The organism is Streptomyces sp. NPDC047002 (assembly GCF_040704505.1).
GTDB lineage: Bacteria > Actinomycetota > Actinomycetes > Streptomycetales > Streptomycetaceae > Streptomyces.
This window is the reverse complement of the sequence record NZ_JBEYWC010000013.1, coordinates 151288-175311: the sequence shown is the minus strand read 5'-3', so window position 1 is coordinate 175311 and position 24024 is coordinate 151288. Positions and strand designations below refer to the sequence as shown.

General features: G+C 71.3%; 24 protein-coding genes and 1 pseudogene. 14 read left to right on the top strand and 11 right to left on the bottom strand.

Annotated features, from left to right (window positions below; translation table 11 throughout):
• The 3 genes and pseudogenes from AB0910_RS15390 to AB0910_RS15380 all read right to left on the bottom strand — a co-directional run.
• Positions 1 to 94 (bottom strand): annotated as a pseudogene (locus AB0910_RS15390) (UDP-glucose 4-epimerase GalE); the annotation flags it as partial.
• A 118-nt stretch (positions 95 to 212) separates the two neighbouring features.
• On the bottom strand, positions 213 to 1295 hold the full coding sequence (locus AB0910_RS15385) for an inositol-3-phosphate synthase (RefSeq protein WP_366745079.1): 1083 nt from the start codon (positions 1293 to 1295) through the stop codon (positions 213 to 215).
• Positions 1296 to 1354: 59 nt separating this feature from the next.
• Positions 1355 to 2113 (bottom strand): PadR family transcriptional regulator, encoded by a 759-nt coding sequence (locus AB0910_RS15380; RefSeq protein ID WP_366745078.1) that lies wholly within the window; start codon positions 2111 to 2113, stop codon positions 1355 to 1357.
• Positions 2114 to 2549: 436 nt separating this feature from the next.
• On the opposite strand from AB0910_RS15380, the gene AB0910_RS15375 reads away from it, so the two are divergent.
• Together AB0910_RS15375 and AB0910_RS15370 are read left to right on the top strand one after the other, a co-directional pair.
• Positions 2550 to 5243 (top strand): transglycosylase domain-containing protein, encoded by a 2694-nt coding sequence (locus AB0910_RS15375; protein WP_366745077.1) that lies wholly within the window; start codon positions 2550 to 2552, stop codon positions 5241 to 5243.
• Between the two features lie 119 nt (positions 5244 to 5362).
• Positions 5363 to 6901: a glycosyltransferase 87 family protein gene (locus AB0910_RS15370; RefSeq protein ID WP_366745076.1), complete on the top strand. Its 1539-nt coding sequence runs from the start codon at positions 5363 to 5365 to the stop codon at positions 6899 to 6901.
• A gap of 76 nt (positions 6902 to 6977) precedes the next feature.
• On the opposite strand, the gene AB0910_RS15365 is transcribed toward AB0910_RS15370, so the two are convergent.
• The 3 genes from AB0910_RS15365 to AB0910_RS15355 form a co-directional block, all read right to left on the bottom strand.
• Positions 6978 to 8009 (bottom strand): alanine racemase, encoded by a 1032-nt coding sequence (locus AB0910_RS15365; RefSeq protein ID WP_366745075.1) that lies wholly within the window; start codon positions 8007 to 8009, stop codon positions 6978 to 6980.
• A gap of 114 nt (positions 8010 to 8123) precedes the next feature.
• Positions 8124 to 9260, bottom strand: a complete 1137-nt coding sequence (locus AB0910_RS15360) for a peptidoglycan bridge formation glycyltransferase FemA/FemB family protein (protein WP_366745074.1) — start codon at positions 9258 to 9260, stop codon at positions 8124 to 8126.
• Between the two features lie 346 nt (positions 9261 to 9606).
• Positions 9607 to 9915, bottom strand: a complete 309-nt coding sequence (locus tag AB0910_RS15355; protein ID WP_366745073.1) for a hypothetical protein — start codon at positions 9913 to 9915, stop codon at positions 9607 to 9609.
• A 259-nt stretch (positions 9916 to 10174) separates the two neighbouring features.
• Between AB0910_RS15355 and rpsF the strand changes: the two genes are divergently transcribed.
• The 4 genes from rpsF to rplI all read left to right on the top strand — a co-directional run bounded on the left by rpsF (position 10175) and on the right by rplI (position 11956).
• Positions 10175 to 10465, top strand: coding sequence for a 30S ribosomal protein S6 (gene rpsF, locus AB0910_RS15350; RefSeq protein ID WP_345644442.1), 291 nt, complete (start codon positions 10175 to 10177; stop codon positions 10463 to 10465).
• A gap of 125 nt (positions 10466 to 10590) precedes the next feature.
• Complete coding sequence (locus tag AB0910_RS15345) at positions 10591 to 11181, top strand: single-stranded DNA-binding protein (RefSeq protein WP_366745072.1); 591 nt, start codon at positions 10591 to 10593, stop codon at positions 11179 to 11181.
• Between the two features lie 73 nt (positions 11182 to 11254).
• Positions 11255 to 11491 (top strand): 30S ribosomal protein S18, encoded by a 237-nt coding sequence (gene rpsR / locus AB0910_RS15340; protein WP_003967857.1) that lies wholly within the window; start codon positions 11255 to 11257, stop codon positions 11489 to 11491.
• An 18-nt stretch (positions 11492 to 11509) separates the two neighbouring features.
• Positions 11510 to 11956: a 50S ribosomal protein L9 gene (gene rplI / locus AB0910_RS15335; RefSeq protein WP_366745071.1), complete on the top strand. Its 447-nt coding sequence runs from the start codon at positions 11510 to 11512 to the stop codon at positions 11954 to 11956.
• Between the two features lie 210 nt (positions 11957 to 12166).
• Here the strand turns inward: rplI and AB0910_RS15330 are convergent, their stop codons facing one another.
• Positions 12167 to 13516: an MATE family efflux transporter gene (locus AB0910_RS15330; RefSeq protein ID WP_366745070.1), complete on the bottom strand. Its 1350-nt coding sequence runs from the start codon at positions 13514 to 13516 to the stop codon at positions 12167 to 12169.
• A gap of 440 nt (positions 13517 to 13956) precedes the next feature.
• Between AB0910_RS15330 and dnaB the strand changes: the two genes are divergently transcribed.
• The 3 genes from dnaB to AB0910_RS15315 all read left to right on the top strand — a co-directional run bounded on the left by dnaB (position 13957) and on the right by AB0910_RS15315 (position 17528).
• On the top strand, positions 13957 to 15405 hold the full coding sequence (gene dnaB, locus AB0910_RS15325) for a replicative DNA helicase (protein ID WP_366745091.1): 1449 nt from the start codon (positions 13957 to 13959) through the stop codon (positions 15403 to 15405).
• A 76-nt stretch (positions 15406 to 15481) separates the two neighbouring features.
• Complete coding sequence (locus AB0910_RS15320) at positions 15482 to 16048, top strand: GNAT family N-acetyltransferase (protein ID WP_366745069.1); 567 nt, start codon at positions 15482 to 15484, stop codon at positions 16046 to 16048.
• 58 nt (positions 16049 to 16106) lie between these two features.
• Positions 16107 to 17528, top strand: a complete 1422-nt coding sequence (locus AB0910_RS15315) for a serine hydrolase domain-containing protein (protein ID WP_366745068.1) — start codon at positions 16107 to 16109, stop codon at positions 17526 to 17528.
• A gap of 3 nt (positions 17529 to 17531) precedes the next feature.
• Here the strand turns inward: AB0910_RS15315 and AB0910_RS15310 are convergent, their stop codons facing one another.
• Positions 17532 to 17990, bottom strand: coding sequence for a GNAT family N-acetyltransferase (locus tag AB0910_RS15310; RefSeq protein WP_366745067.1), 459 nt, complete (start codon positions 17988 to 17990; stop codon positions 17532 to 17534).
• Between the two features lie 98 nt (positions 17991 to 18088).
• The gene (locus AB0910_RS15305) at positions 18089 to 18976 is read right to left on the bottom strand and encodes a GNAT family N-acetyltransferase (RefSeq protein ID WP_366745066.1); all 888 of its coding nucleotides are present in this window, start codon (positions 18974 to 18976) and stop codon (positions 18089 to 18091) included.
• Between the two features lie 130 nt (positions 18977 to 19106).
• Here AB0910_RS15305 and AB0910_RS15300 point away from each other — a divergent pair, with 130 nt between their 5' ends.
• On the top strand, positions 19107 to 19742 hold the full coding sequence (locus AB0910_RS15300; RefSeq protein ID WP_366745065.1) for an HAD-IB family phosphatase: 636 nt from the start codon (positions 19107 to 19109) through the stop codon (positions 19740 to 19742).
• A 13-nt stretch (positions 19743 to 19755) separates the two neighbouring features.
• On the opposite strand, the gene AB0910_RS15295 is transcribed toward AB0910_RS15300, so the two are convergent.
• A complete protein-coding gene (locus AB0910_RS15295; RefSeq protein ID WP_366745064.1) occupies positions 19756 to 20241 on the bottom strand; it encodes an NUDIX hydrolase in 486 nt (161 codons plus the stop codon).
• 272 nt (positions 20242 to 20513) lie between these two features.
• Complete coding sequence (locus tag AB0910_RS15290; RefSeq protein WP_366745063.1) at positions 20514 to 21710, bottom strand: cystathionine gamma-lyase; 1197 nt, start codon at positions 21708 to 21710, stop codon at positions 20514 to 20516.
• 61 nt (positions 21711 to 21771) lie between these two features.
• Between AB0910_RS15290 and AB0910_RS15285 the strand changes: the two genes are divergently transcribed.
• The 4 genes from AB0910_RS15285 to AB0910_RS15270 all read left to right on the top strand — a co-directional run bounded on the left by AB0910_RS15285 (position 21772) and on the right by AB0910_RS15270 (position 24019).
• Complete coding sequence (locus AB0910_RS15285) at positions 21772 to 22089, top strand: cupin domain-containing protein (protein WP_366745062.1); 318 nt, start codon at positions 21772 to 21774, stop codon at positions 22087 to 22089.
• Between the two features lie 170 nt (positions 22090 to 22259).
• Positions 22260 to 22475, top strand: a complete 216-nt coding sequence (locus tag AB0910_RS15280) for a DUF5326 family protein (RefSeq protein WP_366745061.1) — start codon at positions 22260 to 22262, stop codon at positions 22473 to 22475.
• Between the two features lie 228 nt (positions 22476 to 22703).
• Positions 22704 to 23495 (top strand): helix-turn-helix domain-containing protein, encoded by a 792-nt coding sequence (locus AB0910_RS15275; RefSeq protein ID WP_366745060.1) that lies wholly within the window; start codon positions 22704 to 22706, stop codon positions 23493 to 23495.
• A gap of 98 nt (positions 23496 to 23593) precedes the next feature.
• The gene (locus AB0910_RS15270; RefSeq protein WP_345644591.1) at positions 23594 to 24019 is read left to right on the top strand and encodes an SsgA family sporulation/cell division regulator; all 426 of its coding nucleotides are present in this window, start codon (positions 23594 to 23596) and stop codon (positions 24017 to 24019) included.
• Positions 24020 to 24024 lie beyond the last annotated feature (5 nt).

Genomic DNA, 24024 nt, shown 5'->3' with positions numbered 1-24024 from the left:
GCGCCTCGCCCCGGGTGATCCGGTCGAAGAACATCGGAACGATGTTGAAGACGCCGGTGTCGGCGAGCGCGGGGGCCGCTGCACGTGAAACATGACCCCGCCCCCTCGTCTGCGGCGCGCCGCCCGCGCGATGTTTCACGTGAAACACGGGGCGCCCGCACGCGCGTGGGCCCCGGGGACGCCGTCCCCGGGGCCCACGGCCGGTCACGGGGTCAGCGCTCGACCTCGCCGCGGATGAACTTCTCCACGTTCTCGCGGGCCTGGTCGTCGAAGTACTGGACCGGCGGCGACTTCATGAAGTAGCTCGAGGCGGAGAGGATGGGGCCGCCGATGCCGCGGTCCTTGGCGATCTTCGCGGCGCGCAGCGCGTCGATGATGACACCCGCGGAGTTCGGGGAGTCCCAGACCTCGAGCTTGTACTCCAGGTTCAGTGGAACGTCGCCGAACGCGCGGCCCTCCAGGCGGACGTAGGCCCACTTGCGGTCGTCCAGCCAGGCCACGTAGTCGGAGGGGCCGATGTGCACGTTGTCGGCGCCCAGGTCGCGGTCGGGGATCTGCGAGGTGACGGCCTGCGTCTTGGAGATCTTCTTGGACTCCAGGCGCTCGCGCTCCAGCATGTTCTTGAAGTCCATGTTTCCGCCGACATTGAGCTGCATCGTGCGGTCGAGGACCACACCGCGGTCCTCGAACAGCTTCGCCAGGACGCGGTGGGTGATGGTCGCGCCGACCTGCGACTTGATGTCGTCGCCGACGATCGGCACGCCGGCCTCGGTGAACTTGTCCGCCCACTCCTTGGTGCCCGCGATGAACACCGGCAGCGCGTTGACGAACGCGACCTTGGCGTCGATGGCGCACTGGGCGTAGAACTTCGCCGCTTCCTCGGAGCCCACGGGCAGGTAGCAGACGAGGACGTCGACCTCGCGGTCCTTGAGGATCCGGACGATGTCGACCGGATCCTCGTCGGACTCCTCGATGGTCTGGCGGTAGTACTTGCCCAGACCGTCCAGGGTGTGGCCGCGCTCGACCGTCACGCCGGTGGAGGGGACGTCGCAGATCTTGATGGTGTTGTTCTCGCTGGCGCCGATCGCGTCCGCCAGGTCGAGGCCGACCTTCTTGGCGTCGACGTCGAAGGCGGCGACGAACTCGATGTCCCGCACGTGGTAGTCGCCGAACTGTACGTGCATGAGACCCGGCACCTTGCCCGCCGGGTCGGCGTCCTTGTAGTACTCGACGCCCTGCACGAGCGACGAAGCGCAGTTGCCGGCGCCGACGATGGCTACGCGAACCGAACCCATTCCGGTTGCTCCCTGTGTGTGATCGGTGTTCCCGATGAGGCTCCGCGCGGAGCGGGGCCTCACTTGGTCCTGTCGTCGGACGGACCGGGGCCGGGGCGCCGCGAGGGTGAACCCTCGGCAGATGCGGCGCCCCGGCTCCGGGGCAGACCGTCCGTGTGGTCGGTGGTGTCGCGTGGTGTGCGGTGCCCGGCCGCGGCCGACGGGCCGGGGTCACCGGCTCCGGCCGCGCCACCGGTCTCGGCGGCTCCCCGCCGGTCCCGGCCGGCCCGCTCGCTCTCGATGAGCTCGTTGAGCCAGCGCACCTCACGCTCCACGGATTCCATCCCGTGCCGCTGGAGCTCCAGCGTGTAGTCGTCGAGGCGCTCACGCGTGCGGGCGAGCGAGCCCCGCATCTTCTCCAGGCGCTCCTCAAGGCGGCTCCTGCGCCCTTCGAGGACCCGCATGCGCACCTCGCGCTCGGTCTGGCCGAAGAAGGCGAACCGCGCCGCGAAGTGCTCGTCCTCCCAGGCGTCGGGCCCGGCGTGGGCGAGCAGCTCCTCGAAGTGCTCCTTGCCCTCGGCCGTCAGCCGGTAGACGATCTTGGCCCGTCGCCCGGCGAGGGACGCCGCGAGGGCGTCCTCGAGGGCGCTGCCCGGTTCCTCGATCAGCCAGCCGTTCGCCACCAGGGACTTCAGGCACGGGTACAGCGTCCCGTAGCTGAACGCCCGGAAGATGCCCAGCGACGTGTTGAGCCGCTTCCGCAGCTCGTAGCCGTGCATGGGGGACTCGCGCAGCAGGCCGAGGACGGCGAATTCGAGGATTCCCGAGCGCCTGCTCATGCCTGCCCCTTCCGCCGTCCTGAAGGGCCGACGAGGCGCTTGCCGCGCACTGACATGTCGCCCTGATGTATCGACTCGATACATCCCGACGATAGAGGTGTGGGACGCATGCGACAAGAGGGGGACTCGTGAACGCGATCACATCGTCAATTCACAGCATCCAAGTTGCCTGTTTTGGGGTGAACTTCGGGCCTCAGTGGGTTTTGACCGTGCGTAGTCTGTGCGGCATGCAGACCACCGGGAACCCAGCGCCGCAGGGGAGCACGGCCCGTCCGGGCTCTGCCGGGCCCTGGGGGCCACGGCTGCGGGTGCCGCGTCGGCGGCGTCCGCCGCGGCGAGCACGCCTCGCCGCCGGGGCCGTCCGTGGACAGCACGGGGGACCGGAACCCACCTGCCGCTTCCAGGCGTCCGCGCCTGCCCGAGGAGTAGTCGTTCGATGAGCGAGCACCGTCGCAAACCGCCGCAGCCGCAAGGCGGCGGACGTGCCGCGGCCAGGCGCGCAGCACAGCAGCCGTCCGGCCGCCGCGCCGCCCCCTCCCGAGGCGAGGCCTCGGCGTCCCGCACCGGATCAGCCGGGCCCGCCGGCGGCGCACACCGCCCGGGCCCGCACGGTGACGGCGAGCCGTACGCCGGCCGCGCGGCCGCCCGCAGAGCCGCCCAGCGCGGCGGCCGCAGGCGCGGCGCCGATCCCGGAGGCCGGGGCAGGGGGCGCGGGCCCGGCAAGAAACACTTCATCGACTATCCGCGCTACGACAAGTACGGGTGGCGCCGCTGGGTGCCGTCGTGGAAGCTCACGAGCGCCCTCTGCCTCGCCTTCTTCGGCTCGCTCATCGCCGCGGGCTCGGTGGCGTACGCGCTGGTCGGACTGCCGCAGCAGAGCCTCGCCTCCAAGGCGGAGAACAACGTCTACTACTGGTCGGACGGGACCCCGATGGCCTCCACCGGTGGTGAGGTCAACCGGCAGATCATCTCCATCGACCAGATCCCGAAGGCCATGCAGGACGCCGTGGTCTCCCAGGAGAACAAGACCTTCTACACGGACTCGGGCATCGACCCCCAGGGCATCGCGCGCGCCGTCGTCAACATGGCGAAGGGCGAGGAGACCCAGGGCGGTTCGACCATCACCCAGCAGTACGTGAAGAACGCGCTGCTCGGCGACCAGAGCCAGACGCTGAGCCGCAAGTTCAAGGAGATCTTCATCTCGCTCAAGGTCGGTACGAAGCTCGACAAGCGGCAGATCCTCGAGGGCTACCTCAACACCTCCTACTACGGCCGCGACGCCTACGGCATCCAGGCCGCGGCCCGCACGTACTTCGGGGTGGACGCGAAGCAGCTCAACCCGAGCCAGTGCTCCTTCCTCGCTGCGCTGCTGAAGGGCGCCACGCTCTACGACCCCCAGGGCAACGTGGACCTGAACCCGCAGGCCACCCCGCAGGCCAACACCGCGCGCATCACGTTCCGCTGGAAGACGACGCTGGATCAGATGGTCCAGAACGGCTACCTCAAGCCCGCGGAGCGCGCCAAGTACACCAAGCTCCCCACCTCGCAGCCGCTGAAGAAGTCCGCACAGCTCAGCGGCCAGGTCGGCTATCTGGTCGACCTGGCCAAGGCGTACTTCGCGAACAACAACACCCAGGGCATCACGTCGGACGACCTGTCCAAGGGCGGGTACGAGATCTACACGACCTTCGACAAGAAGAAGGTCAAGCAGCTCAGCGACGCCGTCGAGAAGGTCCGCAAGGAGAACATCGACCCGAAGAAGCGGCCGGGGCAGGACAAGTACGTCCAGTTCGGCGGCGCGTCCGTGGACCCGCAGAGCGGGAAGATCGTCGCGATCTACGGCGGTGAGGACGCGACCCAGCACTTCACCGACAACGCCGACTTCACCGGTGCCCAGGTCGGTTCGACCTTCAAGCCGTTCGTCCTGGCCGCGGCGATGGAGCACGGCAGGCGCGACCCCACGCTCGGCCCCGACCAGCCCGACTCCGAGCGCACCCCGGTCAACCCGGACAAGAGCCGCTACCCGGGCAAGAACCTGCTCAAGATCAAGGACTACACGGGTCAGGTCTGGGCCGACAAGGACGGCAAGGAGTGGCTCCAGGCGAACGACGAGGGCTACAGCCAGCCCTCGATCAGCCTGCGCGAGGCCATGCGCGAGTCGGTGAACTCGGCGTTCGTCCAGCTCGGCATGGACGTCGGCATCCCCACCATCCGTGACGAGGCCGTCAAGGCGGGCCTCTCCCCCGACCAGCTGAGCAAGTCGGACGTGCCGTCGTTCTCCATCGGCATCTCCGACCCGAGCGCGATCCGCATGGCGGGCGCGTACGGGACCTTCGCCCAGCACGGCAAGCAGCGCGACCCGTACTCGGTGGAGAAGGTCCTCAAGAACGGCCGGCAGATCTACCGCCACCAGGACAAGCCCACCCAGGCCATGCCGGCGCAGGTCGCGGACAACGTGACCGACGTCCTGCGCACGGTCGTCGACAAGGGCACGGGCACGAACGCCCAGGTCACCGGGCGGGAGATCGCGGGCAAGACCGGTACGACCGACGAGAACAAGTCCGCCTGGTTCGTCGGCTACACCCCGCAGCTCTCGACCGCCATCGACATGTACCGGATGGACGACAACGCGAGCAGCAAGGACCGCAAGTTCCTGTCGATGTACGGCACCGGCGGCCAGAAGACCATCCACGGTGCCTCGTTCCCCTCGGCGATCTTCAAGGACTACATGACGGCCGCGCTCGACGGCGCGCCCGTTCTGAAGTTCCCGAAGCCGGAGCCGATCGGCGACGCGGTCTACGGCGGCGGCCTGCACTCCCCGCCGCCCTCGCCGTCGATCTCGCCCTCCGACACCCCGTCGTCGTCCCCGTCCGACTCGCCGAGCCCGACGGACTCCCAGCCGGCTCCCCCCTCGCCCTCCGACTCGTGCTCGTCGTTCTTCGGCTGCTCCGACGACGGCGGCCAGAACGGCGGGGCCGACGGTGGCACGGACGGCGGCGGCGACGGCGGCACGGGCGGCCAGTCGCCGCCCGCCTCGCCCCCGGGCGGTACCGACGGCGGCACGGGCAACGGCGGCACGGACGGCGGTACCGACGACGGCGGCGGCCTGTTCGGCGGGCCGGACTCCTAGCCCGCCCCGCACGGGGCAGGCCGTCCCACGGGGGCCGCCGCTCCGGTTCCGTACCCACGTACGGGCCGGATGCGGCGGCCCCCGCCGCGTTGCCAGGTCTGTACGGCAGGATGGGCGCCATGCCGAGCGCAGAAGACACCTCCGTGCCCCCCGGTACGTCCCTCGCGCCCCAGGAGCCGCCGGACGTCGCGCCGACCCGACGCGACCGGATCGCCGCGGCCGGCAGCGAGCTGATCGGCGGCCCGTTCGGCCGCTGGGCCGTGCCGGGGGGCGGCTGGTGGACCCCGGTGCGGGTCATCGCCCTGGTGGCGATCGGGATGTTCGCGCTCGGCATGGCCCAGAAGCTGCCCTGCTACGACTGGGCGTGGTTCCGCGGCGCGAGCTCGCAGTACACCCGCGCCTGCTACTCGGACATCCCGCACCTCTTCCAGGCACGCGGGTTCTCCGACGGCCTCGTGCCGTACTTCGACCGCCTCAACGGCGACATGGACTACCTGGAGTACCCCGTACTCACCGGCCTGTTCATGGAGGTCGCCTCCTGGATCACCTCGCTGTTCACCTCGGGCGACGGCGACCTGGTGGGGCGCGAGCAGGCGTACTGGATGGCCAACGCGGCGATGCTGCTGGTCTGCGCGGTGATCATCGCGGTGTGCACGGCCCGCACCCACCGGCGCCGCCCCTGGGACGCGCTGCTCGTGGCGCTCGCCCCCGCCTTCGCCCTGACCGCCACCATCAACTGGGACCTGCTCGCGGTCGCCCTGACCGCCGCGGCGATGCTGATGTGGACGCGGGGGCGCACGGTCGCGTTCGGCATCCTCATCGGCCTCGCCACCGCGGCCAAGCTCTACCCCGTGCTGATCCTCGGGCCGCTGCTCGTGCTGTGCTGGCGGGCCGGCAGGTTCCGCGCGTTCGGGACGGCGCTGCTCGGCGCGGCCGGCGCCTGGCTCGTGGTGAACCTGCCGGTGATGCTGCCGGCCCCCGAGGGGTGGAAGAAGTTCTACACGTTCAGCCAGTCGCGGCCGGTGGACTTCGGCTCGTTCTGGCTGATCATCAGCCAGCGCACCGGCGCGTTCAACGGCGACGTGCACCCGGTCAACACGTACTCGATCGTGCTGATGGTGCTGGCCTGCGCGGGCATCGCCGCGCTCGCGCTCGCGGCGCCGCGCAGGCCGCGCCTCGCGCAGCTCGCGTTCCTGGTCGTCGCCGCGTTCATCCTGACCAACAAGGTCTACTCGCCGCAGTACGTGCTGTGGCTCGTGCCGCTCGCCGCGCTCGCGCGGCCGCGCTGGCGCGACTTCCTCGTCTGGCAGGCGTGCGAGGTCATGTACTTCCTCGGCATCTGGATGTACCTCGCGTACACGACCAGCGGTGACGCCCACAAGGGACTGCCCGCGGCGGGCTACCAGCTGGCCATCGCGCTCCACCTGGCGGGCACGCTGTACCTGTGCGCCCTGGTCGTACGCGACGCGCTGCTCCCCGAGCGCGACCCCGTACGGGCCGACGGGTCCGACGACCCCTCGGGCGGCGTGCTCGACGGGGCGCCCGACGTGTTCGTCGTCGGCGAGGCGGCCCGCGGCCGGCGCACGGCCGCCGGGCCCGTCCCCCGGACCGGCGGCGCCGACGAGGCGGCCGTGCGGGACGCCGTCCCCGAGCGGTGAGGCCCTGAACCGCGGGCTCCGGGGCGCCGCCGGGCCTCGGGGCCCCGCGCGGCGGGAGTCCTGTCGAGCGGTCGCCTCAGCGGTCGACGATCCGGTCGAACTGCGTGGTCGTGTGCCGCAGGATCGCCACCAGCTCGTCCCCGACCTGCGGCTCCTCCGCCTCCGACGGCACGAACAGGATCGACACCTGCATGTGCGGCGGCTCGGCGAACCACCGCTGCTTGCCCGCCCAGACGAACGGCGACAGGTTGCGGTTCACCGTCGCGAGCCCGGCCCGCGCCACGCCCTTCGCCCGCGACGTCATGCTGTGCAGTGCCTTCGGGGCCTCCAGGCCGACGCCGTGCGACGTGCCGCCCGCGACGACGACGAGCCAGCCGTCCGAGGCGGCGCGCTGCTGCCGGTAGCCGAACCGGTCGCCCTTGACCACGGGCGTGACGTCGAGGACGGCGCCCCGGTACTCCGTCGCGTCGTGGTCGCCGAGCCACAGGTGGGTGCCGATGCGCGCCCTGAACCGGGTCTGCGGGAACTGCTGCCGGAGCCGCGCGAGCTCGTCGGCCTTGAGATGGCTCACGAACATCGTGTGCAGCGGCAGCCTGGCCGCCCTCAGGCGGTCCATCCAGGCGATGACCTCCTCCACGGCGTCCGAGCCGTCCGTGCGGTCGAGCGGCAGGTGGAGCGCGAAGCCCTCGAGCCGCACGTCCTCGATCGCCGCGTGCAGCTGGCCGAGTTCCTCCTCCTTGACGCCGTGGCGCTTCATGGAGCTCATGCACTCGATGACGACACGGGCGCCGACCAGCGCGTACACGCCGTCGACCGACGAGACGGAGCGGATCACCCGGTCCGGCAGCGGCACCGGCTCCTCACCGCGCCGGAACGGCGTGAGGACCAGCAGGTCGCCGCCGAACCAGTCCTTGATGCTGGCCGCCTCGTAGATCGTGCCGACGGCGAGCATGTCCGAGCCGAACCGGGTCGTCTCCTCGGCGAGCCGCTCGTGCCCGAAGCCGTACCCGTTGCCCTTGCAGACCGGGACGATGCCGGGGAACTGGTCGATGACCGACTTCTGGTGCGCCCGCCAGCGCGCGGTGTCGACGTAGAGGGAGAGCGCCATGCCGGTCCTGAACCTTTCTCGCGGCTGCCGTTGCCGTCAGCTGGTCTCGATGAAGCAGATGAAGCCATGGGGAGAGGGGCCGGTGCGGGGCCGTACGGAACGGCCCCGGCCCGGTCAGCGCCGCGACATATACATGTCGAGCGCCTTGTGGAGCAGCTTGTTCAGCGGGAAGTCCCACTCGCCGATGTACTCGACGGCCTCGCCGCCCGTGCCGACCTTGAACTGGATCAGGCCGAAGAGGTGATCGGTCTCGTCCAGGGAGTCGGAGATGCCCCGCAGGTCGTAGACGGTCGCGCCCATCGCGTAGGCGTCCCGCAGCATGCGCCACTGCATCGCGTTCGACGGGCGGACCTCGCGCTTGTGGTTCGCGGACGCGCCGTACGAGTACCAGACGTGGCCGCCCACGATCAGCATCGTCGCCGCGGCGACGTTCTCGCCCTCGTGCCGCGCGAAGTAGAGCCGCATGCGGTTGGGGTCCTCGGTGTTCAGGACCGTCCACATGCGCTCGAAGTACGACTGGGGGCGCGGCCTGAAGTGGTCGCGCTCCGCGGTGATCTCGTACAGCCGCTGCCACTCGGCCAGGTCGTTGTAGCCGCCCTGGACGACCTCGACGCCGGCCTTCTCGGCCTTCTTGATGTTGCGGCGCCACAGCTGGTTGAAGCCCTTGAGCACCTCGTCGAGCGAACGGTTCGCCAGCGGCACCTGGAAGACATAGCGCGGCTGCACGTCGCCGAAGCCGGCGCCGCCGTCCTCGCCCTGCTGCCAGCCCATCTTGCGCAGCCGGTCCGAGACCTCGAAGGCGCGCGGCTCGATCTCCGTGGCCTCGACGTCCCGCAGGCGCTTGACGTCGGGGTCCTGGATGCCGGACTTGATCGCGGCCGCGTCCCAGCGGCGGATGACGACCGGCGGGCCCATCTTCACGGAGAAGGCGCCCTGCTGCTTGAGGTGGGCGAGCATCGGCTGGAGCCACTCGTCCAGGTTGGGCGCGTGCCAGTTGATGACCGGGCCCTCGGGCAGGTACGCGAGGTACCGCTTGATCTTCGGCAGCTGCCGGTACAGCACGAGCCCCGCGCCGACCAGCTGGCCGGAGGCGTCGAACCAGCCGAGGTTCTCCGAGCGCCACTCCGTCTTCACGTCGGCCCATGCCGGGACCTGGCAGTGGCTGGCGGACGGCAGGCTCTGGATGTACGCCAGATGCTGCTCGCGGCTGATGGTCCGAAGGACCAGGCTCTTGCTCTGGGGCAGACTCATGCGGGGGCGCTCCTCGGCGGATGTGTCCCCAGCGGGTATGTGGGGCTCCGGGTCACGCGCCGAAGCCTACTGCGCCCGGGGCGCGCCCTCACTGGGCGCTGCCACGTCCGGTGGGAGCCGAGGGGTGCGTGCGCCGTCGCGCCGTGCGGTCCTTCCGTGCGGCGGACGGGTCAGGGGGCCGCGGTGCCTGCCGCGCACGGGGAGCGGGAGCGTTGCGCCGTACGGGCCGCGCGGCCACCGCGGCGCCGTGGGCCGGTCGCCGGGGGACGCGCGGGTCCCGCAGGTCAGGCGGCCGGAGCCCTCGCGCGTCTCAGGGCGGTGGGGCGCGTCGGACCGCCGAGGCCTCTCAGAGCACGAAGAGTCCGCCGTGGGCCATGCCGAGAAAGAAGCCGATCGCTGCGGCGCCGAGGCCGAGGATGGTGAGGAAGCGCTCGCGCGTGGTCACGGAGACGTACTGCGCGTACGCGCCGACGAGGATGCCGACCAGGCCGACCCACGAGGTCAGCAGGCTGAGGCTGTGGAACCAGCAGGTGACGAAGGCGACGAGGCCCAGGATCAGGGTCGCGGCCATCAGGCCGTCCTGGAGCGGGTGGGGCCGTCCGTCGCTGGCGAAGAGAGAGCCGCCGGACGCCTTCGGATGCGTGACCTGTGCCATGAGGGACCTCCTGGCTCACCTGCGGCGCACCGTCGCGCCGCGCGGACCCGATGTACTCAGAGTGTGCCCGGGAACGAGCGGATTTCAACCGGACGCCCCTCTCCGGGTAGCCTGTACGGTCTGCGGCGGTGTCTGCCCAGGTCTGCCCGAGCCGGTCCCCGGCCGATTGTCAGCGGCGGCCGATACCGTTGCGCACGCATCACGACCCTCCTGCCACGGAACGACCGTGGCCGCCGAGTCCAAAGGAGGTGGGTTCCACATGCGTCACTACGAGGTGATGGTCATCCTCGACCCCGATCTCGAGGAGCGAGCTGTCTCCCCGCTGATCGAGAGCTTCCTTTCCGTTGTCCGTGAGGCCAACGGAAAGGTCGAGAAGGTCGACACCTGGGGCCGTCGTCGTCTCTCCTACGAGATCAACAAGAAGCCCGAGGGCATCTACTCGGTCATCGACCTGCAGGCCGAGCCTGCGGTCGTCAAGGAGCTCGACCGGCAGATGAAGCTCAACGAGTCGGTCCTCCGGACCAAGGTCCTCCGCCCCGAGACCCACTGAGCCACGGCTCAGCAGGACGGGCCCGCTGATCCCGGCATCCGGCCGGGCCAGGCAGGTCCGCGGGAGCGAGCAGTACACGAGTAGCAGCAGCAGAGCCAAGCAAACCCGCGCCGAGAGGTTCATCCATGGCAGGCGAGACCGTCATCACGGTAGTCGGCAACCTTGTCGACGACCCCGAGCTGCGTTTCACGCCGTCGGGTGCCGCGGTCGCGAAGTTCCGCGTCGCGTCGACTCCCCGCATGTTCGACCGCCAGACCAATGAGTGGAAGGACGGCGAGAGCCTGTTCCTGACCTGCTCGGTGTGGCGGCAGGCCGCGGAGAACGTCGCCGAGTCGCTCCAGCGCGGCATGCGCGTCGTCGTGCAGGGCCGCCTCAAGCAGCGGTCGTACGAGGACCGCGAGGGAGTCAAGCGCACCGTCTTCGAGCTGGATGTCGAGGAAGTCGGCCCCAGCCTGAAGAACGCCACGGCCAAGGTCACCAAGACCACGGGCCGCGGCGGCCAGGGCGGTTACGGCGGTGGCGGCGGCCAGCAGGGCGGCGGTGGCGGCGGCTGGGGCGGTGGCTCCGGCGGTTCCGGCGGCGGTGCTCAGGCCGACGACCCCTGGGCGACCAGCGCCCCGGCCGGCGGCGGTCAGCAGCAGGGCGGCGGAGGCGGCGGCTGGGGCGGCAGCTCCGGTGGCTCCGGCGGCGGCTACTCGGACGAGCCCCCCTTCTAGGAGGCTCCCCCGCTGAGGGGCCTCCAAGGAGTGGGCTCGCACTCACACTTCTTGATCACACAGGAGAAACACCATGGCGAAGCCGCCTGTGCGCAAGCCTAAGAAGAAGGTCTGCGCATTCTGCAAGGACAAGACCCAGTACGTGGACTACAAGGACACGAACATGCTGCGGAAGTTCATCTCCGACCGCGGCAAGATCCGTGCCCGCCGGGTCACCGGCAACTGCACCCAGCACCAGCGCGATGTCGCCACGGCCGTCAAGAACAGCCGTGAGATGGCGCTGCTGCCCTACACGTCCACCGCGCGATAAGGGAAGGGTGACCGCATCATGAAGATCATCCTCACCCACGAGGTCAGTGGCCTCGGTGCCGCGGGCGACGTCGTCGATGTCAAGGACGGCTACGCCCGCAACTACCTCGTCCCCCGCGGGTTCGCGATCCGCTGGACCAAGGGCGGCGAGAAGGACGTGGCGCAGATCCGCCGCGCCCGCAAGATCCACGAGATCGCCACGATCGAGCAGGCCAACGAGATCAAGGCCCGCCTCGAAGGCGTGAAGGTGCGTCTGGCCGTCCGCTCCGGCGACGCCGGCCGCCTCTTCGGCTCCGTGACCCCTGCCGACCTCGCCTCGGCGATCAAGTCGGCCGGCGGTCCCGAGGTCGACAAGCGCCGCATCGAGCTCGGCGCGCCGATCAAGAGCCTGGGCTCGCACCAGGTCTCGGTCCGGCTGCACCCCGAGGTCGCCGCGAAGCTCGGTGTCGAGGTCGTCTCCGCCTGATCCGGCGGTGACACCCCGGCGCCCTGGCTGGTGTCGTACGGGAAAGGGCCGCGCCCCCTCGGGGGCGCGGCCCTTTCACCTGTCCGCTGCGGGGCGCCTGCGCGCTGCGGAGGCGGCTTCCTGCTGCGGGGCCCGCCTCCCGCTGTGCGCATGAGGCGATGTTTCACGTGAAACGGCGGGCTCGGGGCCGGGCGCGGTACCGGGATCCGCTCAGCGGGTGGCGCCGGTGACCAGCCAGCGTCCCGAGCGCATCCGCAGGGAGAGCGTCAGCAGGCGCACCAGCATCATCAGGCCCATCGCCCACCACAGGCCGGTGAGCCCTCCCCCGAGAGAGGGGACCGCCAGTGCCACGGGCGCGAAGACCGCCAGGGTCACCACCATGGCCCCTGCCAGGTACACGCCGTCCCCTGCGCCCATCAGCACCCCGTCCTGGATGAACACGATCCCGGCCACGGGCTGGACCAGGGCGACCACCAGGAGGGCGGGCAGCATCGCGTCGCGCACGGTCGGATCGCCGGTGAACAGCGGGATGAAGAGGGGGCGGGCCACCACGATGAGGGCGCCGATCGCCACGCCCGCGAGCAACCCCCAGAGGATCATCCTGCGGCACACCTGCCGGGCGCCCGCGGTGTCGTCCGCCCCGAGGTAGCGGCCGATGATGGCCTGACCCGCGATGGCGATGGCGTCCAGTGCGAAGGACGTGAGGCTCCACAGGGAGAGCACCACCTGGTGCGCGGCGATGTCCACGTCGCTGAGGCGGGCCGCCACCGCGGTGGCGATGAGGAGGACCGCCCGGAGCGAGAGGGTGCGGACCAGCAGGGGGAGGCCGGCGCGGGCGCTGGCGCGCACGCCCGCCGCGTCGGGCCTGAGGGAGGCGCCGTGCCTGCGGGCGCCGCGCACGACGACCACGACATAGACGGCGGCCATGGCCCACTGGGCGATCACCGTGCCCCAGGCGGAGCCGGCTATGCCGAGGCCCGCGCCGTAGACCAGGGAGGCGTTGAGCCCGGCGTTGGCGGCGAAACCGCCGACGGCGACATAGAGCGGGGTCCTGGTGTCCTGGAGGCCGCGCAGGACGCCGGTCGCGGCGAGCACCATCAGCATCGCGGGGATGCCGAGGCTGGAGATGCGGAGATAGGTGGTGGCGTAGGGGGCCGCGGTGTCGGAGGCACCGAAGACGGTGACCAGCCAGGGGGCGGCGGGCAGGGCGAAGGCGATCACGGCAGCGCCGAGCAGGATCGCGAGCCAGATGCCGTCCATGCCCTGCTGGATGGCTGCCTTCAGGTCCCCGGCGCCGACCCGCCGCGCGACAGCCGCCGTGGTGGCGTAGGCGAGGAAGACGAAGATGCTCACCGCAGTGGTCAGAAGGGCCGCTGCGATGCCGAGACCCGCCAGCTCCCGGGTGCCCAGGTGGCCCACGATCGCGCTGTCCACCATCACGAAGAGGGGCTCGGCGACGAGTGCGCCGAAGGCCGGGACGGCGAGGGCGACGATCTCCCGGTCGTGGCGCCGGCGGTCGGGGCGCAGGGGTGTCCCGGGCGTGGCGGGTGCCTGTGTCATGCGGCCAATCTAGTCTTCCACAGGTAAGAGGTGCAATGCCGTTGCAGCTCTTACGTCGGTTCGGCGCCCGCGCCCCTGGCGGCCGTCCGGGCGCCGATCTTGGTCCGTCTGGAGAAGTTTTTCTCCCCCACAGCCGGTGGATGGCAAAAGTGCAGCTCAGATGAGGTGTGTTCCAGGAAGCCCGTTCTTGTCCACAGAGCTGTCCCCCGCTTCGTGCACAGGAACCGCGCGGTTCTCCACAGCATTGGATCGGTCATCCACATGGCCTGTGGATAACCAGATTGGCTGACGGTGCCGACGGGCCTACCGTGGACCGGCGTCCGACGCGCCGAGACCGGAGCCTGCCCTCTCGTTTTGTCAGTGTCGTGCCGTAGAAAGAGTGGCACGGCGAGGTCCGCGGAGCGGATGTGAGGAGGTGGCCGGTGAGCATTCCCGAGCCATTGGACAACCCCTGGACCGACGCCGGGCCCGACGAGCGGCCCCCGATGTCGCGGCAGCGCCGGGGTGACGACCGCGGCGAGCGGCACGACAGGGGGGACGACCGGGGCTGGGACAGCGGCCCCGGGTTCGAGCGGGTGCCGCCGCAGGACCTCGACGCGGAGCAGTCCGTGCTCGGCGGCATGCTGCTGTCGAAGGACGCGATCGCCGACGTCGTGGAGATCCTCAAGGGGAACGACTTCTACCGGCCCGCGCACGAGACGGTCTACACGGCCATCCTCGACCTGTACGCGAAGGGCGAGCCCGCGGACCCGATCACGGTCGCGGCCGAGTTGGTCAAGCGCGGCGAGATCACCCGCGTCGGCGGGGCCTCGTATCTGCACACGCTGGTGCAGTCCGTGCCGACCGCGGCGAACGCCTCGTACTACGCGGAGATCGTCCACGAACGGGCGGTGCTGCGGCGCCTGGTGGAGGCCGGCACCAAGATCACGCAGATGGGGTACGCGGCGGACGGCGACGTCGACGAGATCGTGAACTCCGCGCAGGCCGAGATCTACGCCGTCACCGAGCAGCGGACCAGCGAGGACTACCTGCCGCTCGGCGACATCATGGAGGGTGCGCTCGACGAGATCGAGGCGATCGGCTCGCGCAGCGGCGAGATGACGGGTGTGCCCACCGGGTTCACCGACTTCGACTCGCTCACCAACGGCCTGCACCCCGGTCAGATGATCGTCATCGCCGCACGTCCCGCGATGGGCAAGTCGACGCTGGCCCTGGACTTCGCACGGGCCGCGTCCATCAAGAACAACCTGCCCAGCGTCATCTTCTCGCTGGAGATGGGGCGCAACGAGATCGCGATGCGCCTGCTGTCGGCCGAGGCGCGCGTCGCCCTGCACCACATGCGCTCGGGCACCATGACCGACGAGGACTGGACCAGGCTGGCCCGCCGAATGCCCGACGTGACGCAGGCGCCGCTGTACATCGACGACTCGCCGAACCTGTCGATGATGGAGATCCGCGCCAAGTGCCGCCGCCTGAAGCAGCGCAACGACCTGCGCCTAGTCGTCATCGACTACCTCCAGCTGATGCAGTCCGGCGGCTCGAAGCGGGTCGAGAGCCGCCAGCAGGAGGTCTCCGACATGAGCCGTAACCTCAAGCTCCTCGCGAAGGAGCTGGAGATCCCGGTCATCGCGCTCTCGCAGCTGAACCGAGGCCCCGAGCAGCGCACCGACAAGAAACCCATGGTCTCCGACCTGCGTGAGTCCGGTTCTATCGAGCAGGACGCGGACATGGTGATCCTCCTGCACCGCGAGGACGCCTACGAGAAGGAGTCGCCGCGCGCCGGCGAGGCCGACCTGATCGTCGCCAAGCACCGCAACGGCCCCACCGCCACCATCACCGTCGCCTTCCAGGGCCACTACTCCCGCTTCGTGGACATGGCCCAGACCTGACGGCGAGGTCCTCGACCGGGTGTCGGTCCGGTGGGTTTCGGGGTGGGCGGGGGGCGTGTCCGACATAGTGCGGGGCATGGATGGTTCCTCCTTTTCTGGGCGGTTCTCCGGTGGATCGGGTCTGCCGCCGGAAGGTGTGCTGGAGACGCCCCGGCTGGTGCTGCGTCAGGCGCGGACGGACGACGTCGACGTGTATACGCGGCTGTGGACCGACCCGGAGGTCAGGCGCTTCCTCGGCGGGCCGGTGGACGAGGGGCGGCTGCGGCTGCGGCAGCAGCGGTTCGCCGGCCGGCCACGGGTGTTCAGCGTCACGCGGGGGCGGGACGGCTCCGTCATCGGGACCGTGGCCCTGGAGAGGGCAGGTCGGCACGGCGGCCGCTGGGAGATGTCGTACTCCTTCCTGACCGAGTGCTGGGGGCGCGGGTACGGGAAGGAGGCCGTGGGCGCCGTCGTCGGCTGGGTGCTGGACGCGGCGCCCGCGCCCGACGCCTCGCTGATCGCCGTCACCCAGGAGGCGAACGTCCGCTCCCGTCGGCTGCTCGACACGGTCGGGCTGTGCGTCAGGGAGCGCTTCGTGGAGTCCGGCGCACCCCAGGTTCTGTACGGGGCCGGGTGTACGGGGCTCGCGGCGGGGCCGGGATGAGCCGGCCGCGCGGGGAAATGCCCTGGCCCGGCCGCGGGCGGCGGGGTAGATGTGGGGCATGACGCCACCTGCTGAGACCGGTGCCCCCGCGGACGGTCTGCTCCCCTCCACCCGCCGCTCGCTGCTGCACCGTGTCGCCGTCGGCCAGTCCCAGGGCCGGGCCCCCTCGCTCGTCGGCGCGGTGGCGCGGGACGGCCGTCTGCTCTGGTCGGGGGCGCGCGGGACCGTGGAGGGGAGCGCGCCCGACGCCCACACCCAGTACCGGATCGGCTCGATCACCAAGACGTTCACCGCGGTCCTCGTGCTGCGGCTGCGGGACGAGGGGCTGGTCGACCTCGCCGACCCGCTGGAGAAACACCTGCCCGGTACGTCCGTGGGGGAGATGACGCTCGCTCAGCTGCTCGCCCACAGCGCCGGACTGCGGGCTGAGCCGCCCGGCGACTGGTGGGAACGTACGCCGGGCACGCTGCGCCCCGGCCTCTCCGACCTGCTCGGCGACGGGGCGGCCCTGCACCCCGCGGGGCGGCGGCACCACTACTCCAACCCCGGCTTCGCGCTCCTCGGTGCCGTCGTGGAGCGGTTGCGCGGCGCGCCCTGGCGCGAGGTGCTGCACCGCGAGGTCCTCGCGCCGCTCTCCCTCGACCGCACCGGCTACGACCCGGTCGCCCCGTACGCCGGCGGCTGGGCGGTCCACCCCTGGGCCGACGCGGTGCTGCCCGAGCCGCTCCACGACCTCGGGGCGATGGCCCCCGCAGGTCAGCTCTGGTCGACGGCGGCGGACCTCTGCCGGTTCGGCGCGTTCCTCCTGCACGGCGACGACCGTGTGCTGAGCGCGGATTCCGTACGGGAGATGCGGACGCCGTCCGCACCGCCCGAGCCGGGCGACTGGGCGGGCGGCTACGGGCTGGGGACACAGCTCGCCCGGCACGGCCGGCGCACCCTGGTGGGCCACTCGGGCTCGCTCCCCGGCTTCGTCGCCTGCCTGTGGACGCACGAGGAGGAGGGGCTCGTCGCGGTCGCCCTGGCGAACGCCACCTCAGGCCCCGCGACGGTTGCGATCGCCGCGGACCTGGTGACGGCGGTGGCGGACGCCGAACCCAGGCTGCCGGAGCCCTGGCGGCCCATGGAGCGCTTCGACAGGGGGCTGCTGGAGCTCACCGGCCCCTGGTACTGGGGGACCAACGCGTTTGGGCTGAAGCTGGTGAAGGACGGCGGAGTGGAGCTGTACCCGCTCAAGGGCGCCGGGCGGGGGTCGCGCTTCGTTCCCGTCCCGGACGGCGCGGACGGGACGCACGCCGTGGACGGGACGGAGAGCTGGCGGGGGCTCGACGGCTACTACGCGGGGGAGACGCTGCGGGTGGTGCGGCGCCCCGACGGCTCGGTCAGCCATCTCGACCTGGGCACCTTCGCGCTCACCCGCGGGCCGTACGAGCCGGCCGACGCGGTCCCCGGCGGAGTGGACCCCGAGGGCTGGCGCTGACCCTCAGAGCGCCAGCTTGAACCCGACGTGCGAGGCGGTGAAGCCCAGCCGTTCGTAGAAGCGGTGGGCGTCCTTGCGGCTCGCGTCCGACGTCAGCTGGACCAACTGGCAGCCCTGGCGCCGGGACTCGTCGACGGCCCAGGTGATGAAGCGGGTCCCGAGGCCGCTGCCGCGCTCGTCTGCGTGCACCCGCACGCCCTCGATGATCGAGCGGGTCGCGCCCTGCCGGGAGAGTCCCGGCAGGATGGAGAGCTGGAGCGTGCCGACGACGCGGCCTCCGCGTACGGCCACCATCAGGTGCTGGTGGGGGTCGCCGGCAAGGCGCGCGAAGGCGGCCCTGTAGGGGGCGAGGTTCTCCGTGTCCTCGCGCCGGGCGCCGAGCTCGTCGTCGGCGAGCATCGCCACGATCGCGGAGAGGTCGCCCTCGGTGGCGGGCCGTATCGTCAGGTCGTCGTCGGTCATGGCGCCACCCTAGGCGGTGCGTTCCGGGGGCCGCGGCCGGCGGAGCGCACCCCGCCGCGGCGGAAGGCGCCTCCGGCCGGACGCGGGGGCGGCCCGTTTCAGCAGGTGGCCATCGACAGCGGGGCGAAGCGGCGGCCCGGGTCCCCGGGCAGCCCGGCGGTGTTGAGGACCATCACGGGGCTGCCGAGGACCGTGTCGAGGCCCTGCTCCTTCAACCAGCGGAGAAGGTCCTCGTGGCGCGCGTCGATGTCCGTACGCAGCGGCCGCCGCGTGGCGGCGCCGAGCGAGGCGATGAGGGCCTTCGCCGTGTCGGTGTCGCGGGCGACCAGGGGGCCGATCACATCGGCGGAGGCGGCGGCCCAGGCGGCCCCGTAGCCGATCACCTCGGAGCCGTCGAGGGCGATCCGCAGCTGCTCGGCGAAGGCCGGGAGCCGGGTGATCATCAGCGTGCGGTCGACCCCGAAGGCCGACTCGTCCAGCCGGATCAGGGCGGGCAGGTCGTCGGCGGTGGCCGTCCGTACGGTGATGCCCCCGGCGGGCCCGGACGGGGGCCCGGGCGCGTGCAGCCGTCCCGTCACGGTCAGGTTCTGGGCGACCGTGGTGAACCCCAGGCGTTCGTAGAGGGGCTGGCCGAAGCGGGTGGCGTAGAGGGCCAGCGGCGCGCCGTCCACCTCGCGGAGTATGTGCCGCATGAGCAGCCCGCCGAGGCCCTGGCGCTCGTGCCGGGCGGCGACCAGCAGCATGCCGACGGCGCAGAGCTCGCCGGGGTGCCCCGCCCCGGGGGTGCCGTACCGGGTGAGGACGACCACGCCGGCCAGTCCCGTACCGCTCGGGTCGTCGATGCCGTATCCGTTCCCCGCGGTGAGCAGAAGCCGCCACTTGTGCTCGTCGGGCGGCCACCCCCGGTCTGCCGTGATCGCGACGCAGGAGGCCAGATCGCGCAAGGTCAGAGGCCGGATCGAAGGCTCGGCGAGCGGTGTCGGCATGGGCCCAGGCTGACGGAGCCAGTGATCGTTCGTCCACCGCTTTAGGCAAAGTGGCGACAAATCCTGGGAGTCGTTTCACGTGAAACACGACACAGGACGCGCCGGGACCCGTGCGTACTACTGTCCCCGTATGGCGACCGCGCGCAGACTGCACCTCTTCGATGTCGACGGCACGCTGATCAGGGGATCCGCGGCGGCCGTGGAGATATCCCGGCAGCTCGGGGTGACCGCGGAGATCGCGGAGCTGGAGCGGGAGTTCGTCACGCTCGGGCTGCCGCCGGGAGAGTTCGCCGTACGGGCCAGGGAGCTGTGGGCTGAGCTGACGGAGGACCATGTGGCGGCTGCCTTCGCGCAGGCCCCGTGGCTGGCGGGGATCCGCGAGGTCTGGGCCGACATCCGCGCGCGGGGAGACTACTGCGCGGTGATCTCGCTCGGCCCCGACTTCTTCGTGCGGCGGCTGCTGGACTGGGGAGCGCACGCTGCGCACGCCTCGGTCTGGCCACCCGTGCCGTTCGCCGCGCCCGTCGAGCGCTCCGGCATCCTCAGCCCCGCCGCCAAGGTGCACACGGCGGAGCGGCTCTGCGCCGAGCTGGGGGTCGCCCTCGACCACTGCGTGGCGTACGGGGACTCGCTGTCGGACACCGAGCTGTTCCAGGCGGTGGGCAGCGCCGTCGCCGTCAACGGCGACCACCATGTCGCGGCCCTCGCCACGCACGCCTATGGCGGCGGCGACCTGCGGGAGGCGTACGCGCTTGTCGGCGTCTGACCTGCGGGCGCGGTCAGCCCAGGTCGGGCGAGTGCAGGGCCCGCACGCCCTCGATGTTGCCGTCGAGGTAGTGCCGCAGCGACAGCGGCACGAGATGGACCGCGGCGATGCCGACCCGGCTGAACGGGATCCTGACGACCTCGTACTCACCGCGCGGGGCCTCCACCTCGGGGCCGTGCCGCAGCGACAGGTCCATGGAGGCGAGGCGGCAGACGAAGAAGTGCTGAACCTTGACGCCGGAGACGTCCGACGCGCCCTCGGCGATGTGCTCCACGGTGTCCACGAAGCACGGCACCACGTCCGTGATCTTCGCACCCAGCTCCTCGTCGACCTCGCGGTGCAGTGCGTCGACCACTGACGCGTCCGTCTCCTCCACACCCCCGCCGGGCGTGACCCAGTACGGGTCGACCCCCGGCCTGGTGCGTTTGATGAGCACGAGGTCGTCGCCGTCGAGCAGGATGGCGCGTGCGGTGCGCTTGACCACGGGCCGTTCGGTCATGGCAAGAGGCTGGCCCGTGAGGCGGCCGGCGAAACGCGTGCCGCCCCGGCGGTCACAGGCCCAGGCCGCGCGGCGGCCCGACAGGACGGTGTCCGTTCTGTGACTGGACACTGACTCACGGTCAACTAGCCTTGTCCGAAGGTTCCGGGGCCCCGCCGCTTCCGGAACCCGGGGGCGGTCCGAGCCACGAGGGGGGAGGCTCGGACCGCCTGTCAGCGGGCCGCCCACGGGAGCCATGGGCGCCGACCGCGCCCGCGGCCCGGGCGCCGGGCTCAGCCCGTGGCGTCGTTTCCCGTGAAACCGAGTGCGTCCAGCGAGCGCAGCACGTCGGCCACCAGGTCCTCCGGGTCCTCCGCGCCCACCGAGAACCGCACGAACCCCTCGGGGACCGCGTCGCCGCCCCAGCGCCCGCGCCGCTCCGCCGTGGACCGCACCCCGCCGAAGCTGGTCGCGTCGTCCACCAGCCGCAGGCCGTCGAGGAAGCGCTCCGCGTGCTCGCGGTCGGGCAGCGTGAAGGACACCACCGACCCGTACCTGCGCATCTGGCGCGACGCGACGGCGTGCGAGGGGTCGTCCGGCAGGCCCGGGTAGCGCACGCCGCCGACCTCGGGGCGCTCGCGCAGCGCGTGGGCGAGCGTGAGGGCGGTGGCGCACTGCCGGTCGTGCCGCAGCTGGAGCGTGGCGAGGGAGCGGTGGGCCAGCCACGCCTCCATCGGGCCCGGGATGGCCCCGACGACCTTCCGCCAGCGGCGCACGGCGGCGGCGAGCGCCGGGTCCGCGGTGGAGACATGGCCGAGGAGCACATCGCCGTGGCCGGTCATGCCCTTGGTGTCGCTGGCGACGGAGAAGTCCGCGCCCAGGTCGAGCGGGCGCTGGCCGAGTGGGGTGGCGAGGGTGTTGTCGACGGCGACGAGCGCCCCGCCGCTGTGCGCCTCCCGCACCAGAGCGCGGATGTCGCAGACGTCGAGCCCCGGGTTCGACGGGGTCTCGATCCACAGGAGCTTCGCGCCCGCGAGGACCTTGCGCTGGGCGTCGCCGCCGGTCGGCGCTGTCCGCACCTCCACGCCGTACGCGGTGAGCTGTTCGTGCAGCAGCGGCAGCGCCTGGTAACCGTCGTCGGGGAAGACGACGGCGTCGCCCGCGCGCAGCTGCGAGAGGGCGACGGCGGAGATCGCGGCCATGCCCGAGGCGAAGACCACGGTCTGCGCCGGGTCCCCGGGGGACTCCAGCTCGCCGATGGCCCGCTCCAGGTGCGTCCATGTCGGGTTCTCGTCGCGGCCGTACGTGTACGGCCCCGTCGGGTCGCCCGGCAGGTGGTAGTGGGCGGCGAAGACCGGGCCCGGCAGGGTCGGCTCGTACTTCAGCGGCTCCGGAAGGCCGGCCCGCACGGCCCGCGTCCCCTCCCCCGCGGACGGCGCCGCGGCCTTCGGGCGCCCGCCGTCCGCGGCGGCCGCATCGTGGCCGGTCACGGCTTCGCCTCACAGTCGGCGATCTTCTTGACTGCTGAAATCTTCATGGTCTGATCGTGGCATGAAGGCATTCCGACTTGACGAGCTGGAGGCGGAGCGCGCCGCGAACGACGGCGCGTACCTCCAGTTCCTGCGTGCGCGGACCATGTCCCTGGGTCTCTATGCGCTCGACGCGGGCGAGCAGGACCGGCAGCAGCCGCACCGGCAGGACGAGGTGTACCTCGTCGTGAGCGGCCGCGCGTCGATCACGGTGGGGACGGAGACGACCCGGGTCGCCAGGGGCAGTGTCGTCTTCGTGCCGGCCGGGACCCCGCACAAGTTCCACCACATCACGGAGGACCTGCGGGTCATGGTGGTCTTCTCTCCGCCGGAGAGCTGAGGATCACCCCGAGCCGGGACTCAGGGTCGGATCAGGGGAGAGCGGGGGACGAGAGGCCCCCGTTGCGCCCCGCGGCCTTCTAGCATCGAAAGCGTCAACCGGACGCGGCGGCGGATGTCCGAGGCGCCGGGAGCGGAACCGGAGAGGTCCGGAGGAGTGAGGTAGAGGCGATGGCAAGGCAGGGGATTTTCGCGGGACTGCCCTGGTGGGTGAAGTGGGTCGCCATACCCTTGATCGTCCTCGTCGTGTTCGGCGGGCTGATCACCACCGTCGTGGGCTTCGTGATCGGACTGCTGTTCAAGGCGCTGATCCTGGTGGCCCTGGTCGGCGGACTCATCTTCCTCGTACGCAAGTTCATGTCATCGTCCTCGCGGGGAGACTGGTAGCCGCGGGGCCGCCGAGCGGCCAGGATGGCCGGTTAGCCCGCGCGGGGGAAAGCCGTACGGGAAACCATCCTTGGCCCTGGTGTGCCTTTAGAGTGACTGGTCTCTGCCGTACCCCTGTTGGTTTCCCGCGGGGCCGCGGCGGGTGCGCGGGGGCGGCCCCCGCGGGCGGGCTGCTGCCCGTCAGCACCCCTGGGGGGACGACCCATGGCCACAACACGATTTCCCGTCGTGAACGCCCCGGCTGCCGCGCGCGCCGGGGCGCCGACGCTGATCGGCTCCGTGCAGCGAGCCCTGCGCCTGCTGGAGGCGGTGGGCTCCCACCGTGGCGGCGCCTCGGCCAAACAGCTCGCCCGCGAGGCCGGGCTCCCCCTCGCCACCACGTACCACCTGCTGCGCACCCTCGCCCATGAGGGATACCTCCACCGGGAGAACGGCGTGTTCCGGCTGGGGGCCTCCGTGCCTCTCCTGGCCAGGGACGAGGCATTGCAGAATCGTCGCAGCAAGATCGTCGAGACGCTCCGGTCGCTCTGCGACCGCCTGGGCGCCCCGGTCTACTTCGCGGTCTACCGCGACGGCGAGATCGAACTCGTCTCGGTCGCCGACAGCCCGCAGACGCCGGCCGTCGAGGAATGGGTCGACTTCCGGACCACCGGCCACGCGCACGCGATCGGGCAGTGCCTGCTGAGCCAGCTCGACGCCGCCGCGCGCCGCGACCACCTGGACCGCCACCCCGTCTTCGCACTCACCGCGCACTCCGTGCGCAGCGAGGGGGCCCTGCTCACCCGCCTCGCGGCGCTCGACCGCACCGCCCGCGATCCGCTGCGGCCGGTGATCGAGCGTCAGGAGTACGTCCTCGGCACGGTCTGCGCCGCGCTGCCGATAACGGTCGGCGCCACCCCCGCCGCCATGGCCATTTCTGTGCCTCACGACAAGGAAGAACGGCTGCTGCCGACCGTCGAGCGGTTACGCAGAGAGATCAGCACGCTGCTGACCTCGGGAACCTTCTCTATCAGTATTTGAAAAATTACTCCTTGTAATCTGTTAGCGCTTCGAGGACGATTGCGTCAAGGGGGGCAAGGGGATCATTCCTAGCCGTATCTACTCCGGAGTGGTGCATGATGCGCGAATCGGTACAGGCCGAGGTCCAGATGAGCTTCCTCGTCTCCGAGGAGCTTGCCTTCCGGATTCCGGTGGAGCTCCATTACGAAACCGAGGATCCCTACGCGGTGCGCATGACGTTCCACCTGCCCGGGGACGCGCCCGTCACCTGGACCTTCGGCCGTGAGCTGCTGCTCGACGGAATCAACGTCCCGAGCGGGGACGGGGACGTGCACATCGCCCCGATCTCGCCCGAGGATCTCTCCGACGTTCACATCCGGCTCCAGGTCGGCGAGGACCACGCGCTGTTCCGAGTGAGCGCCGCGCCCCTCGTCGCCTTCCTGGACCGCACGGACAGACTCGTACCGCTCGGTCAGGAGCAGGCAGCCGAGGGGGCGCTGGAGAAGGAGCTCGGGCGGATCCTGGCCGAGGAGAACGCGGGCTGAGGCGC

Coding starts and splice junctions, on each gene's coding strand:
- rplI (WP_366745071.1), top strand. CDS start 11,510: ATGAAGATCATCCTCACCCACGAGGTCAGTGGCCTCGGTGCCGCGGGC.
- AB0910_RS15380 (WP_366745078.1), bottom strand. CDS start 2,113: ATGAGCAGGCGCTCGGGAATCCTCGAATTCGCCGTCCTCGGCCTGCTG.
- AB0910_RS15365 (WP_366745075.1), bottom strand. CDS start 8,009: ATGGCGCTCTCCCTCTACGTCGACACCGCGCGCTGGCGGGCGCACCAG.
- AB0910_RS15320 (WP_366745069.1), top strand. CDS start 15,482: ATGGATGGTTCCTCCTTTTCTGGGCGGTTCTCCGGTGGATCGGGTCTG.
- AB0910_RS15345 (WP_366745072.1), top strand. CDS start 10,591: ATGGCAGGCGAGACCGTCATCACGGTAGTCGGCAACCTTGTCGACGAC.
- AB0910_RS15270 (WP_345644591.1), top strand. CDS start 23,594: ATGCGCGAATCGGTACAGGCCGAGGTCCAGATGAGCTTCCTCGTCTCC.
- AB0910_RS15385 (WP_366745079.1), bottom strand. CDS start 1,295: ATGGGTTCGGTTCGCGTAGCCATCGTCGGCGCCGGCAACTGCGCTTCG.
- AB0910_RS15280 (WP_366745061.1), top strand. CDS start 22,260: ATGGCAAGGCAGGGGATTTTCGCGGGACTGCCCTGGTGGGTGAAGTGG.
- rpsF (WP_345644442.1), top strand. CDS start 10,175: ATGCGTCACTACGAGGTGATGGTCATCCTCGACCCCGATCTCGAGGAG.
- rpsR (WP_003967857.1), top strand. CDS start 11,255: ATGGCGAAGCCGCCTGTGCGCAAGCCTAAGAAGAAGGTCTGCGCATTC.
- AB0910_RS15375 (WP_366745077.1), top strand. CDS start 2,550: ATGAGCGAGCACCGTCGCAAACCGCCGCAGCCGCAAGGCGGCGGACGT.
- AB0910_RS15285 (WP_366745062.1), top strand. CDS start 21,772: ATGAAGGCATTCCGACTTGACGAGCTGGAGGCGGAGCGCGCCGCGAAC.
- AB0910_RS15330 (WP_366745070.1), bottom strand. CDS start 13,516: ATGACACAGGCACCCGCCACGCCCGGGACACCCCTGCGCCCCGACCGC.
- AB0910_RS15305 (WP_366745066.1), bottom strand. CDS start 18,976: ATGCCGACACCGCTCGCCGAGCCTTCGATCCGGCCTCTGACCTTGCGC.
- AB0910_RS15300 (WP_366745065.1), top strand. CDS start 19,107: ATGGCGACCGCGCGCAGACTGCACCTCTTCGATGTCGACGGCACGCTG.
- AB0910_RS15370 (WP_366745076.1), top strand. CDS start 5,363: ATGCCGAGCGCAGAAGACACCTCCGTGCCCCCCGGTACGTCCCTCGCG.
- AB0910_RS15310 (WP_366745067.1), bottom strand. CDS start 17,990: ATGACCGACGACGACCTGACGATACGGCCCGCCACCGAGGGCGACCTC.
- AB0910_RS15355 (WP_366745073.1), bottom strand. CDS start 9,915: ATGGCACAGGTCACGCATCCGAAGGCGTCCGGCGGCTCTCTCTTCGCC.
- AB0910_RS15315 (WP_366745068.1), top strand. CDS start 16,107: ATGACGCCACCTGCTGAGACCGGTGCCCCCGCGGACGGTCTGCTCCCC.
- AB0910_RS15360 (WP_366745074.1), bottom strand. CDS start 9,260: ATGAGTCTGCCCCAGAGCAAGAGCCTGGTCCTTCGGACCATCAGCCGC.
- AB0910_RS15295 (WP_366745064.1), bottom strand. CDS start 20,241: ATGACCGAACGGCCCGTGGTCAAGCGCACCGCACGCGCCATCCTGCTC.